We start from the raw sequence: 17,236 nt of genomic DNA, 5'->3' as shown, positions 1-17,236 counted from the left end.
GCCTAGGCGACGAGCGCAATCCGCAGACTCGTCAGCCGGCTACCGTCATCAGGCGCTTTTCACCGGCGATCCGCAACATGGCGCGCTGCAGTTTCTCGAACGCCCGAACTTCGATCTGGCGCACGCGCTCGCGGCTGACGCCATAGACCTGGCTCAGCTCCTCGAGCGTCTTGGGCTCCTCCGCGAGGCGCCGCTCCTGCAGGATATGCCGTTCGCGGTCATTGAGGTCATCCATCGCATCGAGCAGCATGTCGTGCCGCACGTCGCTTTCCTGCGCGTCGGCAATCCGCTCATCCTGCAACGGTCCTTCGTCCGCCAGCCAGTCCTGCCACTGCCCTTCGCCGTCATCGTTCATCGAGACGTTGAGGGAGGTGTCGCCGCCCATGGCCATGCGGCGGTTCATCGAGATGACATCATCTTCCGAGACGCCGAGATCGGTCGCGATCTTCGTCACATCCTCGGGACGTAGGTCGCCATCCTCGAAGGCTTCGATCTGGTTCTTCATGCGGCGGAGGTTGAAGAACAGCTTCTTCTGCGCCGCCGTGGTGCCGATCTTCACGAGGCTCCACGAGCGCAGGATGAATTCCTGGATCGACGCGCGAATCCACCACATCGCATAGGTGGCGAGACGAAAGCCCCGGTCCGGCTCGAATTTCTTCACGCCCTGCATCAGGCCGATATTGCCCTCGGAGATCAGCTCGGAGACGGGCAGACCATAGCCGCGATAGCCCATGGCGATCTTCGCCACGAGTCGCAGATGGCTCGTCACCAGCCGCGCCGCAGCCTCCGGATCGCCATGCTCCTGATAGCGCTTGGCGAGCATATACTCCTCCTCGGGCTTGAGGAGCGGGAACTTGCGAATCTCCGACAGATAGCGGTTCAGGCTTGCATCGCCGCCAAGCGCAGGGATCGTTGCAGGGAGATTACTGCCGTTACTCACGAAACTTCATCCTTCTGGAGCGCGCAAACAAGAAGGGGCATCGCGCTCATCCTTATACGCAAAGATGGCTGAACAGTTGCTGCATGTCATCCGTAATCGGGCTTTCAAAGCTGAGAGGCTGGCTTGTGACCGGGTGGATGAAGCCCAGCCGGGCCGCATGAAGCGCCTGACGATGAAAGCCAAGTTCGGCGAGCAGCGCCTTGTGGACGCCACCGCGGGCATAGACAGGATCGCCCAGCAGCGGGTGGCCGAGATGGGCCATGTGCACGCGCACCTGATGGGTCCGCCCCGTCTCCAACCGGCACTCGATCAGCGCCGCCCGATCCAGTCGCTCGAGTGTGCGATAATGGGTGATGGCGTGCTTGCCGCGCCCCTCGCGCTGCACAGCCATCTTCTTGCGATCCGCATCCGAGCGGCCGATCCACTGATCGACTTTGCCGGAAGGCGGCGCAGGCCGCCCCTGCACGATGGCGAGATAGCGCCGGTCGATACTGTGGTCCTTGAACTGGCGGGCCAGTCCTTCATGCGCCTGATCGGTCTTGGCGACGACCAGAAGCCCCGAGGTATCCTTGTCGATGCGGTGGACGATGCCGGGCCGCGCCACCCCGCCAATGCCGGAAAGCTGCCCGGCGCAATGGTGGAGCAAGGCATTGACCAGCGTGCCATCCGGGTTGCCGGCGGCGGGATGCACGACCATGCCCGCCGGCTTGTCCACCACGATCAGATGCGCATCCTCATGGGCGATCACCAGATCGATCGCCTGCGGCTGCGCCTCGGCGGGCGTCGCCGCTGGAATCTCTACGGCAAAGGCCATGTCGGCCTTCACCTTATAGGCCGGATCAGCCGCCGGGCGGCCGTCCGGCCCGGTCACCTGACCTGCCAGGATCAACGCCTTCACGCGCTCGCGCGACAGGGCTGGCAGCACGCTCGCAAGCGCGCGGTCCAGTCTCATGCCGTGCTCGGCCTGCGTGATCAGCGCCGTAATGCTGGTAACCCCCGTTTCCACGGCCTAATATCTGGGGATGGCCGTGCACATATCAAGACCGCTGCGCGATGCGATCCGCGCGCAGGCGAAGGCCGCCGCCCCGCTGGAATGCTGCGGCCTGCTGCTGGGGCGGCGCCTCGCCAGCGCGGAAGGCGGAACGACTACCATCGCCATCACCGAACTTCGCGCCGCCGCCAATGTCGCGGAGCAGCCCGAGCACCGCTTCGAGGTCGATCCGGCCGTACTCATCGCCGCGCATCGCGAGGCGCGCCAGGGCGGGCCGGCCATTGTCGGCCATTATCATTCGCATCCTCATGGCGAGGCCGTCCCCTCGGCGGTCGATGCGGCCATGGCGGGGGCGGCGGGCGAGATCTGGCTGCTCATCGACTCGCGCGGCGACCTTCTGGCCTGGCAGGTTGTCGCGTCAGGCCGCATCCACGGCGTTTTCGATCCCGTCGAACTGGTCGGTTCGCCGCATGGGCGGCTTGCACCCGCGCGCCCGCAGCGCCATGAGGGCACGGCCATCGCCTGAAGAGAGGATATCCCCGTCTTGGTCACATCCACCGCGTCTGACTCCATCGATTTCGCCAGCCTGCTCTGCTCTCGCCTGTGCCATGATCTGCTCAGCCCCGTCGGCGCGCTCAACAACGGCATCGAGCTGCTTGCCGATGAGACCGACCCGCGGATGCGCGAGCAATGCCTCACGCTGCTGGCGGACAGCGCCCGGACGACGGCGGGCAAGCTCAAATTCTTCCGCTTGGCCTTCGGTGCCGGGGGCGGATATGGCGAGGCCATTCCCGTGCATGAGATCCGCTCCGCCGTGGAAGGCATGTTTCCGCCCGGCGGCAAGATCTCGCTCGACTGGATGATCGCCGGGGACAGCCTTTCCAAGCCGGCCGCCAAGCTGCTGCTCAATCTGGTGCTATTGACCGGCGAAGCCCTGCCGCGCGGCGGCGTGATCGCGATCGGCGCGGAGCAACAGGGCGGAACGACCGAGATTGCGGTGCGCGGCGAAGGCGCACGCATCACCTTCGACCCCGCCATTCGTGCCGGGCTGGAAGGGCATGGCGATCTGACCACCCGCACGGCCGCAGCCGTGATGATCCGCACGGTGGCGACCGAAGCCGGCGGCGAACTGATGATCTCCGGCGCCGACGAGCCCCACCTGCTGTTCGGCGCGCGCCTGCCGGCTTGATCCCGCCTGTGTGAGAGCCCGACCGGCAGGTCTTAACCGGGCTTTCACGACTTGGCCCCAAAGGTGTCGCCGCGTTAACCACAGGCGGCGGCATGGACGAGATCATCGGGGAGTTCATTGCGGAAACTCTTGAAACGCTGGAGGTCCTCTCCGGCGAAGTCGTCGCGTGGGAAGCGGACCCGACCGACAAGTCTCGCCTCGACGCGTTTTTCCGGTTTTTCCACACCGTCAAGGGAAGCTGCGGCTTCCTGAACCTGCCCCGTTTCGAGCGGCTGGCGCATGGCGCCGAGGACGTGCTGGCAGCCATCCGGCGCGGCGAACGGCTGGCCGATCCCGCCACCGTCACGGCTGTGCTGGCGGTTATGGACCGAATCGGCGCGCTGGCGCGTGGTCTGGGCGGCGAGCCCGTCCCGGATGAAGCCGATGATGACGGGCTGCTGGACGCCCTGTCCCTGCGGTCCGGCGGATTTGAGCTCTTTCACCCCATCGCGCCCGCCGGGGCGATGCCGGCCCCGCCCCGCGAACCGCCCGCGCCGCGCACGGACTCCGCCGAGGCACCCGTTCCCCCGTCGCCCAGTCCGCAACAACCAACCGCCCCGCCGCGCGACAAAGCCCCGCGCACGATTCGGCTGCCGTTGGCGCTCATCGATCAGCTGATGAACGGCATCTCCGACATGGTGCTCGCCCGCAACGATCTGGCGCGCCGGATGCGCGACCATGGCGTCGCGCCGGATGTGGAGAGCAGCTTCGAGCGGATGTCGACCAATGTCGCGGACCTGCGCGACATGATCAGCAAGACGCGCATGCAGCGGGTCGACCGCCTGTATGCGGCCATCCCGCGCATGGTGCGCGACCTCAGCCGCGAACTGGGCAAGAAGGTCAACGTGACTCTCGACGGCGGCGATGTCGAGATGGACCGCGAAATGATCGAGATGGTCGCCGACCCGCTCACCCACATCGTCCGCAACGCGCTCGATCACGGTCTTGAGCTGCCAGCAGATCGCATCGCCGCCCGCAAGCCGGACGTCGGGCGGCTGAACATCGTCGCCCGGCAATCGGGCAACCAGATCGTCATCGAGGTGGCCGACGACGGGCGCGGCATGGACCGGGCTGCCCTGGTCGATCGGGCGGTCGCGGCCGGGCTTGTCACCGCTGCCGAGGCGGCCGGGATGAGCGACGCAGAGAAACTGAACCTGATCTTCCTGCCCGGCCTCAGCACGGCGCGGGAGGTGACCTCCATCTCCGGGCGTGGCGTCGGCATGGATGTCGTGAGGGCCAATATCGAGCAGATCGGCGGCGTGATCGACATCACGACCGCGCCTGGCGACGGCACCGTAATCACCATGCGCGTGCCGCTGACACTGACCATCATTCCCGGCCTGATCGTGCGGTGTGGCGGCCAGACCTTCGCCATGCCGCGTGGCAATATCGTGGAACTCATTCACGAAAACAGCAACATGGTCTCGATCGAGGAGGTCGCCGGCGGACGCATCGCGACCATTCGCGGCGAGCGGCATCCGGTCGTGGCACTTGAGGACGTGCTGGGCCTTGCCCGTCAGGCAGAAGCGAACGGACCGCGGACCTTGATGGTCATTCGCTCCTCGGCCGGGCAAAATTATGTGCTCGGTGTCGAAACCGTCGACAGCAATGAGGAACTGGTCATTCGCCCGGCCACACCGGTGATCGCGTCCGCCGGGGCTTTTGCGGGGATGACGCTCCCCGACAACGGCCAGCCGATGCTGCTGCTCGACGCCACCGGGCTCTTCCAGATCGCGCAATTGCCCGTGGTCGATGCCGACAAGGCGCGCAGGGATCATCACAGCCAGGAACCGACCGAGGCCATCGATACCTTGCAGGTGCTCTTCTATCGCGACCGGGATGGCGTGGAACGGCTGATGCCGCTTCCCATCGTCGAGCGCGTCGAGGAGCTGGACTGTGCGCAGATCGGCCGCTCGGAGGGGCGCGCATTCGCGCGAATCGAGGAGCGCCTGTTGCCGGCACTCAACGTCCGCCCGGATGAGACCGGTGTGCTCAAGGCCATGCGCCTGCATGATGGGCGCGATCTGCTCATCTTCCTCATCGAAGAGGTGCTGGACATTCTGGAAATCCCCGCCCGGCTGGACGTGCCGATCGGCCGGGGACGGATCGCCGGCCTGGTGCTGGTTGGCGAGCAGCAACTGGAACTGGTCGATCCGTTCACGCTGTTCGAGGAGGTCGCGGCCCGCCCGGCCTCTGACGCCGCCGCGCAGGCCGTGCGCTGCATGATCGCCGATGTCGAGGACCCGTGGATGCGCAACATCCTGGCGCCGCTGCTCGTTCAGGCCGGCTATGACGTCGTTCTGGGCGCCGCAGGCGACGCGCCGCCCGATGTCGTACTATGTGGCAGCGGCCACGCCCCAGCGCCCATGGGCGTTCCGGTGCTTGCCCTGCGGGAACAGCCGCAACTGCCCGCCGACCCCGACGCGCCGCCCTCCATCTACCGCTATGACCGCGCCGGGCTGATGGCGGCGATCTCCAGCTTCGCACGGAAGGCCGCATGACCGACTCGCTGTTCCTGTTCGCGTCCATCGCGGGCGCCCCGATTACCGTGCGTGCCTGTGCCATCGAAGCCGTGGTGCGGCTGGGGGACATCGTACCCGTGCCATTGGCGCCTGTGCATGTGCGCGGGCTGGCGGCGCTGCGCAGCCGGGTGCTCACCGTGATCGATCTGCAATCGCGCATCTTTGGCACGGCGGCGGATGCACAGACCGCACCGCTTGCGATCGTCGCAGACATTGCCGGGCACAGCTATGGTTTCCTCATCGATGCCGTGACCGATATCTGCCAGGCGCAGGGCGGCGTTCAGCCGTTGCGTGGCCGCGTCGATCCTGCGTGGCGACCGTTCGTTTCGGGCCTCGTCGATTATGATGGCCGCAGCCATCTTCTGCTCACGCTCGCCGATTTCACCAACGCCCCGTCTGGCGCGCTGGCTGCCTGAGATATTTAACGAATTTACCAAAATGACACGCTCTGCCCGTAGGTTACGTAGCCAAGCAAGTATCAGGGGTCGCGACTCATGCCGAACTGCCTCATTGTCGATGACTCCAAGGTGATCCGAAAGGTGGCACGCCACATTCTGGAATCCCTCGATCTCGACGTTCACGAAGCGCAGGACGGACGTGAAGCGCTCGACATGTGCGAAGGGCAGGTGCCGGACGTGGTGCTGCTCGACTGGAACATGCCGGTGATGAGCGGCCTGGAATTCCTCAAGGAACTCTCCCGCCGGAATTTCGCCCATCCGCCCAAGGTGATCTTCTGCACCACCGAGAATGGCGTGGACCATATCCGCGCCGCCGTCGATGCCGGTGCCGACGAATATGTCATGAAGCCCTTCGATCGCGACACGCTGGAGAGCAAGCTCCAGATCGTCGGGGTTCTCTAAGGGCTCGGGAGCGCCGGGAATGGCGTGCGCTGCCCTCCTGTCCGATGCCAGCTCCGGAACCGATGGTTCGCCCATCGATGTGCTGATCGTCGATGATTCGCTGGTCGTCCGCCGCGTGCTGGGTCGGGTGCTGGGCGAAGATCCGCGCTTCCGCGTGGTCGGCACCGTCGCCAGCGGAAAGCAGGCTCTTGCTTTCGTGGCCAAAAAGTCGGTGGACCTGGTGCTTCTCGATATCGACATGCCCGAGCTCGACGGCCTGCAGGTGCTCCCCCACTTGCTTGGCCCCGATCAGCGCCGGCAGGTGGTGCTGCTCAGCGGCTCGTGCAGCGAGGGCAGCGAGGTCGCCTTGCAGGCGTTGGCTTTGGGTGCCGGTGATGTCGTGGCCAAGCCCAGCGCCGGCCATTTCAGCCCGCAATTCGTGGAACATCTACTCGATCGCCTGGCCCATCTGGCGCCGGCGGCCGAACGAAGCCGCACCCCGGAGCGGTTCGACGAGGCAAGCGCCCGCCTGCGGCCGCTCGGCACGCTCGTGCGCGCCGTGGCCATCGGCGGATCGACCGGCGGGATCAGCGCGATTCTCTCCGTCATCAAGGGCCTTGAGGACAACCCAGCCTTTCCCATCTTCATCACCCAGCATCTGCCTGCCAGCTTCCAGCCGCTGCTGGCAGAACAGCTCCGCCGCGCCACACATTTGCCCGTGGTTCTGGCGGAACAGGCCATGCCGGTGCAGCCGGGTACCATCCATCTGGCACCGGGCACTGCCCATCTTTCGCTCGGCAAAGGAGCGCGCGGGCAAATACTGGTGCGATTGAGCACCCAGCGCTGCCTGCATGAGAGCTTCCCGGCGGTCGACCCGATGTTCACCGCCCTGGCGCGCCATTATGGACGCGGCGCCTGCGGCGTCATCCTCTCCGGCATGGGGCGCGACGGACTGGCCGGCGCGCAAGCCATCGTCGGCGCGGACGGCTGGGTGATCGCGCAGGACCACCAGTCGAGCGCGGTATGGGGCATGCCCGGTTCGGTCGTGAAGGGAGGTCTCGCCAGTGCCACTCTGCCCCCCGCTCAGATCGCCGAGCTGATCCTGCAGCAATGGCAGGCAGGCGCATGACCATGCAGCCAGTTTCCAACGCCGCCTGTCGCCTCGCCGAATTGCTCCACCGGGAGACCGGGCAGACGCTCTCGGAAGCACGGCGCTGGCGCATCGAAACGTCGCTGCGACCGCTGCTGCGCGCGCACGGGCTGCGCACTCTGGAAGAGCTCGCGGAGGCGATCGATCGGGCGCCTCACGGGCTCCTGCAGGCCGAAGTGATTGACGCCCTGCTCAATCACGAAAGCTCGTTCTTCCGGGATGTCAGTGTCTTTCACGCAATCGAAAACAGCGTCCTGCCCGCACTCGCCCGGACGCGCGCGGATCGGCGACTGCGCATCTGGTGCGGCGGGTGCTCGACCGGGCAGGAAGCCTATTCGCTGGCCATGATCGTCCACCGCTCGGCCGCGCTGGCCGATTGCACGGTTAGCATCCACGCCACGGACGTATCGGCCCTCGCGATCGCCAAGGCAAAGCGCGGTCGCTTTTCGCAGATGGACATGCAACGCGGCCTGCCGATCAGCGAATTGCTGCGCTGGTTCCATCCCGTCGATAACGAATGGCAGATTGCCGGCGAGCTTCAGCAGATGATCGTGTTCCAGCAGGACAATCTGCTCGACCCCGCTCATGGCGCAGGCCCGTTCGATCTCATCCTGTGCCGCAACGTGCTCTTTTACTTTTCCGAAGAGAGGCGTCGCCGCGCGTGGAAAACGCTGTCCAGCCGGGTTCGGCCCGGCGGCTATCTCGCGCTCGGGGCCGGCGAAATGGCCTGTGCTGAGGCCGGCTTTTTGGCCTGCCGGGGCCTCAGCTGCCTTTATCAGGCCCGTGAAGCCCGGCCCGATCAACCGCGCATGATGCTGCCTGCAGGCGGCGCTTCCTCCGCACCCGCCATTGAGCTAGGACAGGGCTGACCGCACCGCCCGGCAACATGCCGGCATGCGCAAGGAAAGTGGCCCAGTTCTGCATGATCGAGACGCCGTCACCCAATTTTGACGACCGAACGCTCCCGGTTTCCATCCTCGTCCTGCACTATACGGGGATGCCGGACGCCCAGAGCGCGATCAACTGGATGGCCAATCCGGATAGCAAGGTCTCCGCCCATTATGTCGTTACGGAGGAGGGCAAAGTGGTCCGCATGGTCGACGAGACCAAGCGGGCCTGGCACGCCGGACGGGCGTGGTGGCGCGGCATCACCGACGTCAATTCCGCGAGCATCGGCATCGAGATCGTCAATCCCGGCCATGAATGGGGCTATCGGCCCTTCCCGCAGGCGCAGATCGATGCGCTGATCCCGCTCGTCCACGACATCATGCAGCGCCACCGCATCACGCGCGGCAATGTCGTTGGCCACAGCGACGTGGCGCCCGCACGCAAGCAGGACCCCGGCGAGCTGTTCCCCTGGAGCAAGCTCGCCCGGCTGCGCCTCGCCCTGCCGCGCCCGACCCGCAATCTCATGGACCCACTCTGGAGCGACGGCGCCTTCATGCTCGCGCTCGAGCGATTCGGCTATGATATCGCGGAGCCGGAAGCCGCGGTGACGGCGTTCCAGCGCCGTTTCCGGCCGGAATTGATCGACGGCGTGATCGACGGGGAATGCCGCGCCATCCTGCTCGCGCTGCTGCTGCCGAGACCCCGCGGCGACGACTGAGCGCGATCGGACAAGACGGACCGGAATATTTTTCAGCGCCCGCACACTGAAATCCATTTCGGGCGTTTGGCGGGGATGATGACAGCGAGGGTGGTCGCGCAGCGCCGCGACGGGCTTGGGGGGAGAACGCGATGACCGGGCCGCAATGGCTCTCGATCGCCACGCTTGCCGGCATGATGGTGCTCTTCCTCTGGGGGCGCTTCCGCTATGACGTCACGGCCGTCATCGTTCTGCTCTTCGCGGTCCTGATCGGCATTGTCGATCCGGCCGACGCCTTTTCCGGCTTCTCGGACGATATCGTCATCATCGTCGGCTCGGCGCTGGTGCTTTCGGCCGCCGTGCAGCGCTCCGGCGCGATCGAGGTGGGCCTCAAATTCGTCGCGGGCCGCGTGCGCCATGTCCGCTCGCAACTGCTGCTGCTTACCGCCACGGTCGGCACGGCCTCGGCGCTGGTCAAGAATGTCGGCGCGCTTGCCATGCTGATGCCCGCCGCCTTCCAGATGGCCAAGCGCAACAACGCCAGTCCCTCGGTCTTCCTCATGCCCATGGCCTTCGCCTCGCTGCTGGGCGGGCTGATGACGCTGGTCGGCACCTCGCCGAACATCATCGTCAGCCGCGTGCGCACGGAGATGACCGGCGAGCCCTTTGGCATGTTCGATTATTTCCCGACCGGGTTTGGCCTGTTTATCGTGGGCCTGCTGTTCCTGCGTTTCGGCTACCGACTGCTCCCGCGCGATCGTCGCGGCGCGGCGACCATGGGCGATGCCATGGACATCTCCGGCTATGTCACCGAAGCAACCGTGCGCGAGGACACGCCGCCCGACGGCGAGACGATCGCCGCCTTCCTCAAGCGCCACGACCATGAGGTGCAGATCACCAGCCGTCTGCGCGGCCGGCGTCCGCTCTCGACGCAGGGCAATGCGCGACTGCAGGAAGGCGACGTGCTGATTCTCTACGGCGAGCCGGATGCGCTGGAGCGGGTCATCGCCCGCGACGCGCTGGAGCTGGACGGCGAGACGCGCGATTTGCCCGAAGGCAGCGAAGGGGACGAGATCGGCGTCACCGAGGCAGTCGTGACGGCCGAGTCCCCGCTGGTCGGGCAGAGCGCGGAGCGGCTGCTCCTCCAGCAACGTTATGGCGTTAATCTCATCGCCGTCTCGCGCGCCGGGCAGATGCTCGGGCGCAAGCTGGGCGAGATCAGCCTGCGTGCGGGCGATGTCATCGTGCTGCAGGGGCCCCTCGGCCTGCTGCCGGCGCGGCTGCGCGATCTCGGCGCGCTGCCGCTGGCGGAGCGGGGCGTCAAGCTGGGCAAGTCACATCGCGGCTGGCTGCCGCTGCTCATCCTCGCGGTTGCGATGACCGCCACGGCGAGCGGCTATGTGCCGGTGGCCATCGCCTTCTTCGCTGCCGCCGCGCTCACAGTCATCAGCGGCGCGCTGCCGGTGCGGGAAGCCTATGATGCGGTCGAGTGGCCCATCCTCATCATGCTCGCCGCGCTCATCCCGGTCAGCGACAGCATCCGGAGCACCGGCGCGTCTGATGTCATCGCCACCAATCTCGCTCATGTCGCCGCCGCCCTGCCCCCCTGGGGCGCCGTCGCGCTCATTCTGGTCGCGGCCATGGCCGTGACGCCGTTCCTCAACAATGCCGCGACGGTGCTGGTGATGGCCCCCATCGCCGGCGTCTTCGCGCATGACTTGGGCTACCGGCCAGAAGCCTTCCTCATCGCCACCGCCGTGGGCGCGGGCTGCGACTTCCTCACGCCCATCGGCCATCAGTGCAACACGCTGGTCCTTGGCCCCGGCGGCTACCGCTTCAGCGACTACGCCCGCCTGGGCGCGCCGCTCTCGCTGCTGGTGGTGCTCATCGGCACGCCGCTCATCATCTGGACCTGGCCACTGCAGTAGGGGGTCCCCACCACGAAATGGCCTTGGGATCTGCAATTCCGACGAGAACGACTGCAGTATCGCCCTCCATATTTGCATTCTCACCGCCGCACCGCAGCGAGCGTGGGGCGACACACGATGCTCAGTAGGGCAATTGCCACCGAACGTCCTGAACTTGGAACCGGCAGGATGAGCCGCCTTGCATATCGTAACGGATCGTTGGCACCCGTGCCGCTGCCACATGGTCGAAAGCAAAGGGAGGATCGGCCATGAGGATGCGGGGATTTTCAAGTTGGCCGGCACTGCTCAGGTCGAATTCGACCGTTGTATTGCCGGCGATGCCGGAAAAGGTGAGGTCGGATGGATAGTCCTCCGACTGAATGTTCGCTGACACGAACGTCGGCCGAGTGTCAGGTCTCAAGCAGGCATTCGGCGCGATCTTCAACGCATCGTAGAGTGTGGCCGCGGCTTTCATGTCCCCCCGCTCTCTTTCTCGCCCAGCGAGGCGGAGAATGACTGCTCGCCGTCGCGGGTCAGTCGGCGCGACGCGCCGCCGCAGCACCGCGAGCGTAGAGGTCAGCAGCTCTCGCTTCATAGTGCTCGATAGGTTGGGGGCATCGTCTAGAGACACCGCCATCCCATACAGCAAATCGAGGGGCAGGGTGGAATCGGCGGCCGCGGCGTCCATTATACTGGAAAGCTCGACCTCGGCCTGCTCAACTGTTCGAGTTTGCGCAGCCACTGACATTCCTAGAATTTTCAGTCGATAGGCCATTATGAAGGATTTGGGTGCGTCATTGTTATCAAGGATGGACAGGGTGCGTTGCGAAAGTTCCAGCAAGCGCAATTGAGCGTTCTTGTCCGCGGTGAAGAAGGCAGGTTCGCTGGCGATCTCAATATTAATCAAAGGGGGAAGTAGCATGATCGAAGTCGCGCCATATTTCGCCTCTCGTCGACCAAGCTCCGTCAGGTTCTCCAGGAGATCCTCTTGCTCGGTTTGTCCCCACGGTAAATAGACGCCTGCGCCGGACATCCAGGCAACTATTTCATCTACCAAAGTTCTGCCCGCCTTATACGAGGCGGCAGGCAAGCTCCTGCACCGGAGGGCGAGATGGCTGATCTGACGGGCCGGACTGTCTATGGATTCGGCTTGCAGCAACGCCGCCAGAAATGGCTGCGCAATCCCTGCTCTGCTAGCCCATACCAGCCCCACATCCGTTCTGAATTGCGGTTGCTGCCGGAGAAGCTCGACAATCACCACATCTTCCGGCCGTAGGCCTGCTTCCCCACAGACTGGCAGGTTGCCCAAAACAGCATTTTGCGGGGATCCATAAGTAACTTGCGAATGCCCGACCGCGAGCATCGCGAGGTAGCTGGAGCGGTTTGCCGAACGAGCGGCCAAGAAGGCCAAGTCCCCGGCAATGCGGGCTGGAGCAGCGCTTGTGGGCGCCGCATCAACGGCTCCAATCCACGCTCGTCGAAGGATGTCTGCGGATACCGCATCACTGTGAACAATTGCTTCTGATCGGCCTTCGATCAGGTCGGCCTCCCAACGATATTTGGCCGGTAAGTCACTCCGCTGAAAAGACTTCAGATAAGTGATTGCAGCGGCCGGATCAGTAATGAGTAGCTGCCGCGCGACGCCCAGGCGGGCCTGCCACCGTTCGTCTGGGTCGCCTGATGTCTGGTCGGCAACCGCCCGAAAAAGCGCTTCGGCGCCCTTAAAGTCGCCATTCACTTCGGATGCACGCGCCTGCATCAATCGATAACGGGCGCCATCGTCTGCCAAGGGGATTTTGACCGTCCGATCTATGATCGTCCGGACGGCCGGCAAAATCTTTTGAGCGGCAGCAGCCTCGATGGTCATGCGGTCGAGGATGCTATCGGGCTGTTTGGAGTCAGGTGACGGAAGTCGCTCGCTGATTGCGGCGTTCATTGTTTTGGCCGCTGCCGTAAGATCGAGGCGGGCGGTCTGCTCCCGAATTGTAGCAAGTGCCTGAGCCGCCTCAGCTGTTTCAGTGCTGGCTGCAGCGGTAAACAGCGCCAGTCCAACAACTATAGACATATTTGTCCCTTCCCCCTCTCGTCCCAACACCAGATCCTGAAGTGACATCTCATGCCGACAAAACCTAGCCCTTTCTAACGTGACTCCGCAGATGGCGGTCTGCGCCAATTTAAAGTTTTCTTTTCCTGAGTTTAGTGGGCGAAGGTGAACTGAACTGATGACTCTCCGCCCGCCTGCGCCTATAGCCCCGTTCGCCAGGCGGTCGGGCGGCCGCGGCGGGCGCTTGCGTCCGGCGAGGAAAGTCCGGGCTCCACGAAACAACGGTGCCGGATAACGTCCGGCGGCTCTCCTCGCGGGAGTTAGGGACAGTGCAACAGAGAGCAGGTCACGTTCGCCTTCGGGCTTAGGCTTCGGCCGCGTGAACAGTGAAAGGGTGCGGTAAGAGCGCACCGCGTCCCCGGCAACGGCGGACGGCACGGTAAACCCCACCGGGAGCAAGACCGAATAGGGGCGGCGCGCAGGTCTTCGGACCTGCTAGGCTTGTTTCGGCCGAGATCGCCCGGGTTGGTTGCTTGAGGCCCTGCGAGAGCATGGCCCTAGAGGAATGGTCGCCCATCCGCATGCGCGTCCCTTAGGGGATACGGCGGCGGTGGACAGAACCCGGCTTACAGACCGCCTGGCATTTTGCTGATCGCCTGCAGGGCAATGGCGCGACCGCTGCGATACCCGCATTTTCACCGCGCTACGGTGGATTTCACCACGAACCCGCACTAAGTGAGATCGGATGGCCAGAAGCGGACGGAACAATGACTGGGGCTTTCCCCGCTGGCGCAGCTATGGCTCCGCGCGGGAAGCGCAGGCCGTTCGGCTGTGCGACCGGCATGGCTGCGACCAGCCCGGCAACTGCCCCGCGCCCAAATCCCCCAACAGCCCGGACCGCTGGTATTTCTGCCAGGCTCATGCTGCCGAATATAACAAGGGCTGGGATTATTTCGCGGGATTGGACGAGGAAGAGCGCAACGAGCGCATGCACAATGAGCAGCGTGACGCCTCCGGCTATCGGACCAGCGCCCATAATCAATGGGCCGGCCCCGGCGATGGCACCCGCTCGCGCGACGAGATGCGCGCGCTCGATGTGCTGGGGCTGGAGAGCGATGCCGATTTCGAGGCGGTGAAGCGGAGCTGGCGCGCACTTGCCAAGGAATGCCACCCGGATGTGCGCCCCGGCGATGCCGACGCCGCCACGCGCTTTCAGGCCATCCAGGCCGCCTATGACGTGCTGCGCGTGGCCGAGGAGCGCAAGAGCTGGAAGCCCGCGCCATGAGCGCCCGTCAGGTCCGCAGTCGCTGGTCCAACGCGGTGCTGGTTTGTCGCAAATGCGAGAAGAAGATCAAGGGCGGCGGCTTCGGGCCGGAGGGGAACAAGACCCTTGGCAAGGCCCTGCGCAAGCACCTGCAGCTCGGCAAGGGTCGCAAGGCCGGTGCCGGCATTCTCGAGGTCGGCTGCCTCGACATCTGCCCCAAGCGCGCGGTAACCGTGGTCGACACCAGCAAGCCGGACCGATGGCTGATCATCCACCCCGGCGCCAATCTGGATGTTCTCGCGCACGATCTGGGGCTGCGCAACAAATCCTGAGATAATCGATGCGGCGCGGCTGACCGGTGCCGTCAGTCGATGGGCGGCACGGGCTGCGGCGGCGCGTCGGGATCGGCCTCAGGCACTTCGACGGTGCCGCGCCCGACATGGCTGCGCGAGCGGCTATAGGCGAAATAGACGACGAGACCGACTACAGCCCAGGCCACGAACATCAGCTTCGTCTCGATACCGAGTTTGAAGAAGAGGTAGATGCAGCCGAGGATCGCGACCGGCGCGGTGATGGCGATGGCCGGTGTACGGAACGGCCGCTTGCGCGTCGGGTCCGTCCGCCTCAGCACGAGCACGGCGATGGAGACGGCGGCAAAGGCAAACAGCGTGCCGGAATTGGAAATGTCGGCGAGAATGCCGACCGGGAAGAAGGCCGCGAACAGGGCCACGAAAACGCCGGTGATGATCGTGATGACATGCGGCGTGTGGAACTTGGGGTGGACCTTGGAGAACACCGCCGGCAGCAGCCCGTCCCGGCTCATGACGAAGAAGATGCGCGTCTGGCCGAACATCATCATGAGGATGACCGACGGCAGGGCAAGACCAGCAGCCAAACCGATGAGGTTGCCGATCTGCGGCCAGCCGATCTCCCGCATCGTCCAGGCCAACGCTTCTTTCGAGCAGACCACTGCCTGATCGCCGATGGCCGCGCACTGATCGGCCAGCGCCTTGCTGCCCGGCGCCAGCGCTTCCCCGGCCGGGCCCATCAAAGGCTGCGAGCCCACCGTGCCGACAACCCCGGCAGCAACCAACAGGTAGAAAATCGTGCAGATGGTGAGCGACCCAATGAGGCCGATCGGCATGTTGCGCTGGGGATTCTTGGTTTCCTCCGCCGCGGTGGAGACCGCATCGAAGCCCACATAGGCAAAGAAGATCGACGCCGCCGCCGCGCCTATGCCGCCGAAGCCCAAGGGTGCAAAAGGCGAGAACTGCTCCATGTTCATCACTGGCAGCGCCAGCACGATGAACAGAGTGAGCGCCGCGACCTTGATCACCACGAGCACGGCATTGACCATCGCGCTCTCACGCGTGCCGATGACGAGCAGCCAGGTGACCAGCAGGGCGATGCCCATGGCGGGCAGATTGACCAGACCGCCATCGAACGGCCCGCGCACCAGCATGTTGGGAATGTCGATGCCCAGCGCATGTTCGAGCAGGCCGACGACATAGCCGGACCAGCCGACCGAGACGGCCCCCGCCGCCACGGCATATTCGAGGATCAAGGCCCAGCCGACCATCCAGGCGATCAGCTCGCCCATCACCGCATAGCTATACGTGTAGGCCGATCCCGAAACCGGGACCATCGAGGCCATTTCCGAATAGCAGAGCGCCGCCACGGCACAGACGAAGCCGGCGATGACGAAGGAGAGCATCATGCCCGGCCCCGCCTTCTGCGCCGCTTCCGCCGTCAGCACGAAAATGCCGGTGCCGATCACGGCGCCCACACCCAGCATGGTCAGCTGGAAGGCCCCGAGCGATCGGTGCAGTGATTTCTTTTCGGCAGTGGCGAGAATGGCGTCGAGTGGCTTGATGCGGCCAAAGATCATGCGCGTCTCTCTATACAGCGCGGCCGCAGCCGCTCCCCCTGAACTGACCGCCAAGCCTATAGGCTTATCGGCGACGCGCAAGGGGCTTGCGACAGGGGAAGGCGTCGCGGGCAGGCAAACCGCGCTCAGCGCGCCAGCATCGGCCCCAGCGCGCGTCCGCCGAACAGATGAATATGCAGATGCGGCACTTCCTGCCCGCCATGCGCGCCGACATTGGCGAGCAGGCGATAGCCCGGCTCCACCAGCCCCGCCTCCCGCGCAATCGTGCCGACTGCGCGCACGAATGCCGCGATCTCGCCCTCGCTCGCGCGGGCCGAGAAATCATCCCAGCTCACATAGGCGCCCTTGGGAATCACGAGAATGTGCGTGGGGGCCTGCGGGGCGATGTCATGGAAGGCGAGGACGTGATCATCCTCGAACACCTTGTTGCAGGGGATGTCTCCGCGCAGGATCTTCGCGAAGATATTGCTCTCGTCATAGGGAAGGGTCGGATCGATCGCCATGGCTCACTCCAGAAGGAAGGTCATTTCGGACGGTTGGCCTTCTCATCCAGCCCCGAGACGCCCTCGCGCCGGTCCAGCTCGGCGCAGACATCGGCGAGCGTAATGCCACGCTCGGCGAGCAGGACGAGCAGGTGGAACATGAGGTCGGCCGCTTCGCCGGTCAGGGCCGCCTCGTCCTCACTCAGCGCGGCGATCACCGTTTCGACCGCTTCCTCGCCGAATTTCTGCGCCATCTTGCCCAGCCCCTTGGCGCGCAGGCGGGCGACATAGGAACTGTCGGGATCGGCCTCGCGCCGGGCGAGGATGGTCTGTTCGAGGCGGAAGAGGCTGTCCATGGCGCTTGTCCTTGCCGCTGCGCCGCCGGGCGTCAATGGC

Annotated in this window: 17 protein-coding genes and 1 other RNA gene; 12 read left to right on the top strand and 6 right to left on the bottom strand. The window is 65.1% G+C overall.

The features are described from left to right. Positions 1 to 31: 31 nt before the first annotated feature. Positions 32 to 940, bottom strand: a complete 909-nt coding sequence (rpoH, locus tag M2339_RS14960) for an RNA polymerase sigma factor RpoH (RefSeq protein WP_181561196.1) — start codon at positions 938 to 940, stop codon at positions 32 to 34. Positions 941 to 992: 52 nt separating this feature from the next. Beyond that, entirely contained in the window at positions 993 to 1,946 is a 954-nt protein-coding gene (locus M2339_RS14955) for an RluA family pseudouridine synthase (RefSeq protein WP_264588071.1), read from the bottom strand. Positions 1,947 to 1,962: 16 nt separating this feature from the next. Here M2339_RS14955 and M2339_RS14950 point away from each other — a divergent pair, with 16 nt between their 5' ends. The 9 genes from M2339_RS14950 (at position 1,963) to M2339_RS14910 (ending at position 11,183) form a co-directional block, all read left to right on the top strand. Beyond that, positions 1,963 to 2,457, top strand: coding sequence for a M67 family metallopeptidase (locus M2339_RS14950; RefSeq protein ID WP_264588072.1), 495 nt, complete (start codon positions 1,963 to 1,965; stop codon positions 2,455 to 2,457). A 9-nt stretch (positions 2,458 to 2,466) separates the two neighbouring features. After that, positions 2,467 to 3,120: a histidine phosphotransferase family protein gene (locus M2339_RS14945; protein ID WP_264588405.1), complete on the top strand. Its 654-nt coding sequence runs from the start codon at positions 2,467 to 2,469 to the stop codon at positions 3,118 to 3,120. Positions 3,121 to 3,212: 92 nt separating this feature from the next. Further along, positions 3,213 to 5,660, top strand: coding sequence for a chemotaxis protein CheA (locus M2339_RS14940; RefSeq protein WP_264588073.1), 2,448 nt, complete (start codon positions 3,213 to 3,215; stop codon positions 5,658 to 5,660). After that, positions 5,657 to 6,097: a chemotaxis protein CheW gene (locus M2339_RS14935; RefSeq protein WP_264577646.1), complete on the top strand. Its 441-nt coding sequence runs from the start codon at positions 5,657 to 5,659 to the stop codon at positions 6,095 to 6,097. Before M2339_RS14940 ends, M2339_RS14935 begins: the two co-directional genes overlap by 4 nt. Before the next feature lie 78 nt (positions 6,098 to 6,175). Beyond that, positions 6,176 to 6,541 carry a response regulator gene (locus M2339_RS14930; RefSeq protein WP_181561191.1) on the top strand — a complete coding sequence of 122 codons (366 nt, stop codon included), beginning with the start codon at positions 6,176 to 6,178 and terminating at the stop codon, positions 6,539 to 6,541. A gap of 19 nt (positions 6,542 to 6,560) precedes the next feature. Further along, complete coding sequence (locus M2339_RS14925) at positions 6,561 to 7,649, top strand: chemotaxis protein CheB (protein ID WP_264606451.1); 1,089 nt, start codon at positions 6,561 to 6,563, stop codon at positions 7,647 to 7,649. Next, entirely contained in the window at positions 7,646 to 8,539 is an 894-nt protein-coding gene (locus M2339_RS14920) for a CheR family methyltransferase (protein WP_264588075.1), read from the top strand. Before M2339_RS14925 ends, M2339_RS14920 begins: the two co-directional genes overlap by 4 nt. 53 nt (positions 8,540 to 8,592) lie before the next feature. Next, positions 8,593 to 9,276: an N-acetylmuramoyl-L-alanine amidase gene (locus tag M2339_RS14915; RefSeq protein WP_264572348.1), complete on the top strand. Its 684-nt coding sequence runs from the start codon at positions 8,593 to 8,595 to the stop codon at positions 9,274 to 9,276. Between the two features lie 131 nt (positions 9,277 to 9,407). Then, a complete protein-coding gene (locus tag M2339_RS14910; protein WP_264573903.1) occupies positions 9,408 to 11,183 on the top strand; it encodes an SLC13 family permease in 1,776 nt (591 codons plus the stop codon). A gap of 121 nt (positions 11,184 to 11,304) precedes the next feature. Here the strand turns inward: M2339_RS14910 and M2339_RS14905 are convergent, their stop codons facing one another. Beyond that, positions 11,305 to 13,227 (bottom strand): tetratricopeptide repeat protein, encoded by a 1,923-nt coding sequence (locus M2339_RS14905; protein WP_264588076.1) that lies wholly within the window; start codon positions 13,225 to 13,227, stop codon positions 11,305 to 11,307. A 194-nt stretch (positions 13,228 to 13,421) separates the two neighbouring features. On the opposite strand from M2339_RS14905, the gene rnpB reads away from it, so the two are divergent. The 3 genes from rnpB to M2339_RS14890 all read left to right on the top strand — a co-directional run bounded on the left by rnpB (position 13,422) and on the right by M2339_RS14890 (position 14,802). Then, positions 13,422 to 13,851: RNase P RNA component class A (gene rnpB, locus M2339_RS14900), an RNA gene on the top strand. Positions 13,852 to 13,951: 100 nt separating this feature from the next. After that, positions 13,952 to 14,491 (top strand): J domain-containing protein, encoded by a 540-nt coding sequence (locus tag M2339_RS14895; protein WP_181561186.1) that lies wholly within the window; start codon positions 13,952 to 13,954, stop codon positions 14,489 to 14,491. Beyond that, positions 14,488 to 14,802 (top strand): (2Fe-2S) ferredoxin domain-containing protein, encoded by a 315-nt coding sequence (locus tag M2339_RS14890; RefSeq protein WP_181561185.1) that lies wholly within the window; start codon positions 14,488 to 14,490, stop codon positions 14,800 to 14,802. Before M2339_RS14895 ends, M2339_RS14890 begins: the two co-directional genes overlap by 4 nt. Before the next feature lie 32 nt (positions 14,803 to 14,834). Here M2339_RS14890 and M2339_RS14885 read toward each other — a convergent pair whose 3' ends face one another. From M2339_RS14885 to M2339_RS14875, 3 genes are all read right to left on the bottom strand, one after another. Then, on the bottom strand, positions 14,835 to 16,358 hold the full coding sequence (locus M2339_RS14885; protein WP_264573905.1) for an amino acid permease: 1,524 nt from the start codon (positions 16,356 to 16,358) through the stop codon (positions 14,835 to 14,837). A gap of 125 nt (positions 16,359 to 16,483) precedes the next feature. Next, a complete protein-coding gene (locus tag M2339_RS14880; protein ID WP_264588077.1) occupies positions 16,484 to 16,861 on the bottom strand; it encodes a histidine triad nucleotide-binding protein in 378 nt (125 codons plus the stop codon). A 20-nt stretch (positions 16,862 to 16,881) separates the two neighbouring features. Then, positions 16,882 to 17,196, bottom strand: coding sequence for a phosphoribosyl-ATP diphosphatase (locus tag M2339_RS14875; RefSeq protein ID WP_264588078.1), 315 nt, complete (start codon positions 17,194 to 17,196; stop codon positions 16,882 to 16,884). Positions 17,197 to 17,236 lie beyond the last annotated feature (40 nt).

Source organism: Sphingobium sp. B2D3C (assembly GCF_025961835.1).
Lineage (GTDB): Bacteria > Pseudomonadota > Alphaproteobacteria > Sphingomonadales > Sphingomonadaceae > Sphingobium.
The sequence above is the reverse complement of the archived record's forward strand: the minus strand, read 5'-3'. Positions and strand labels throughout refer to the sequence as shown.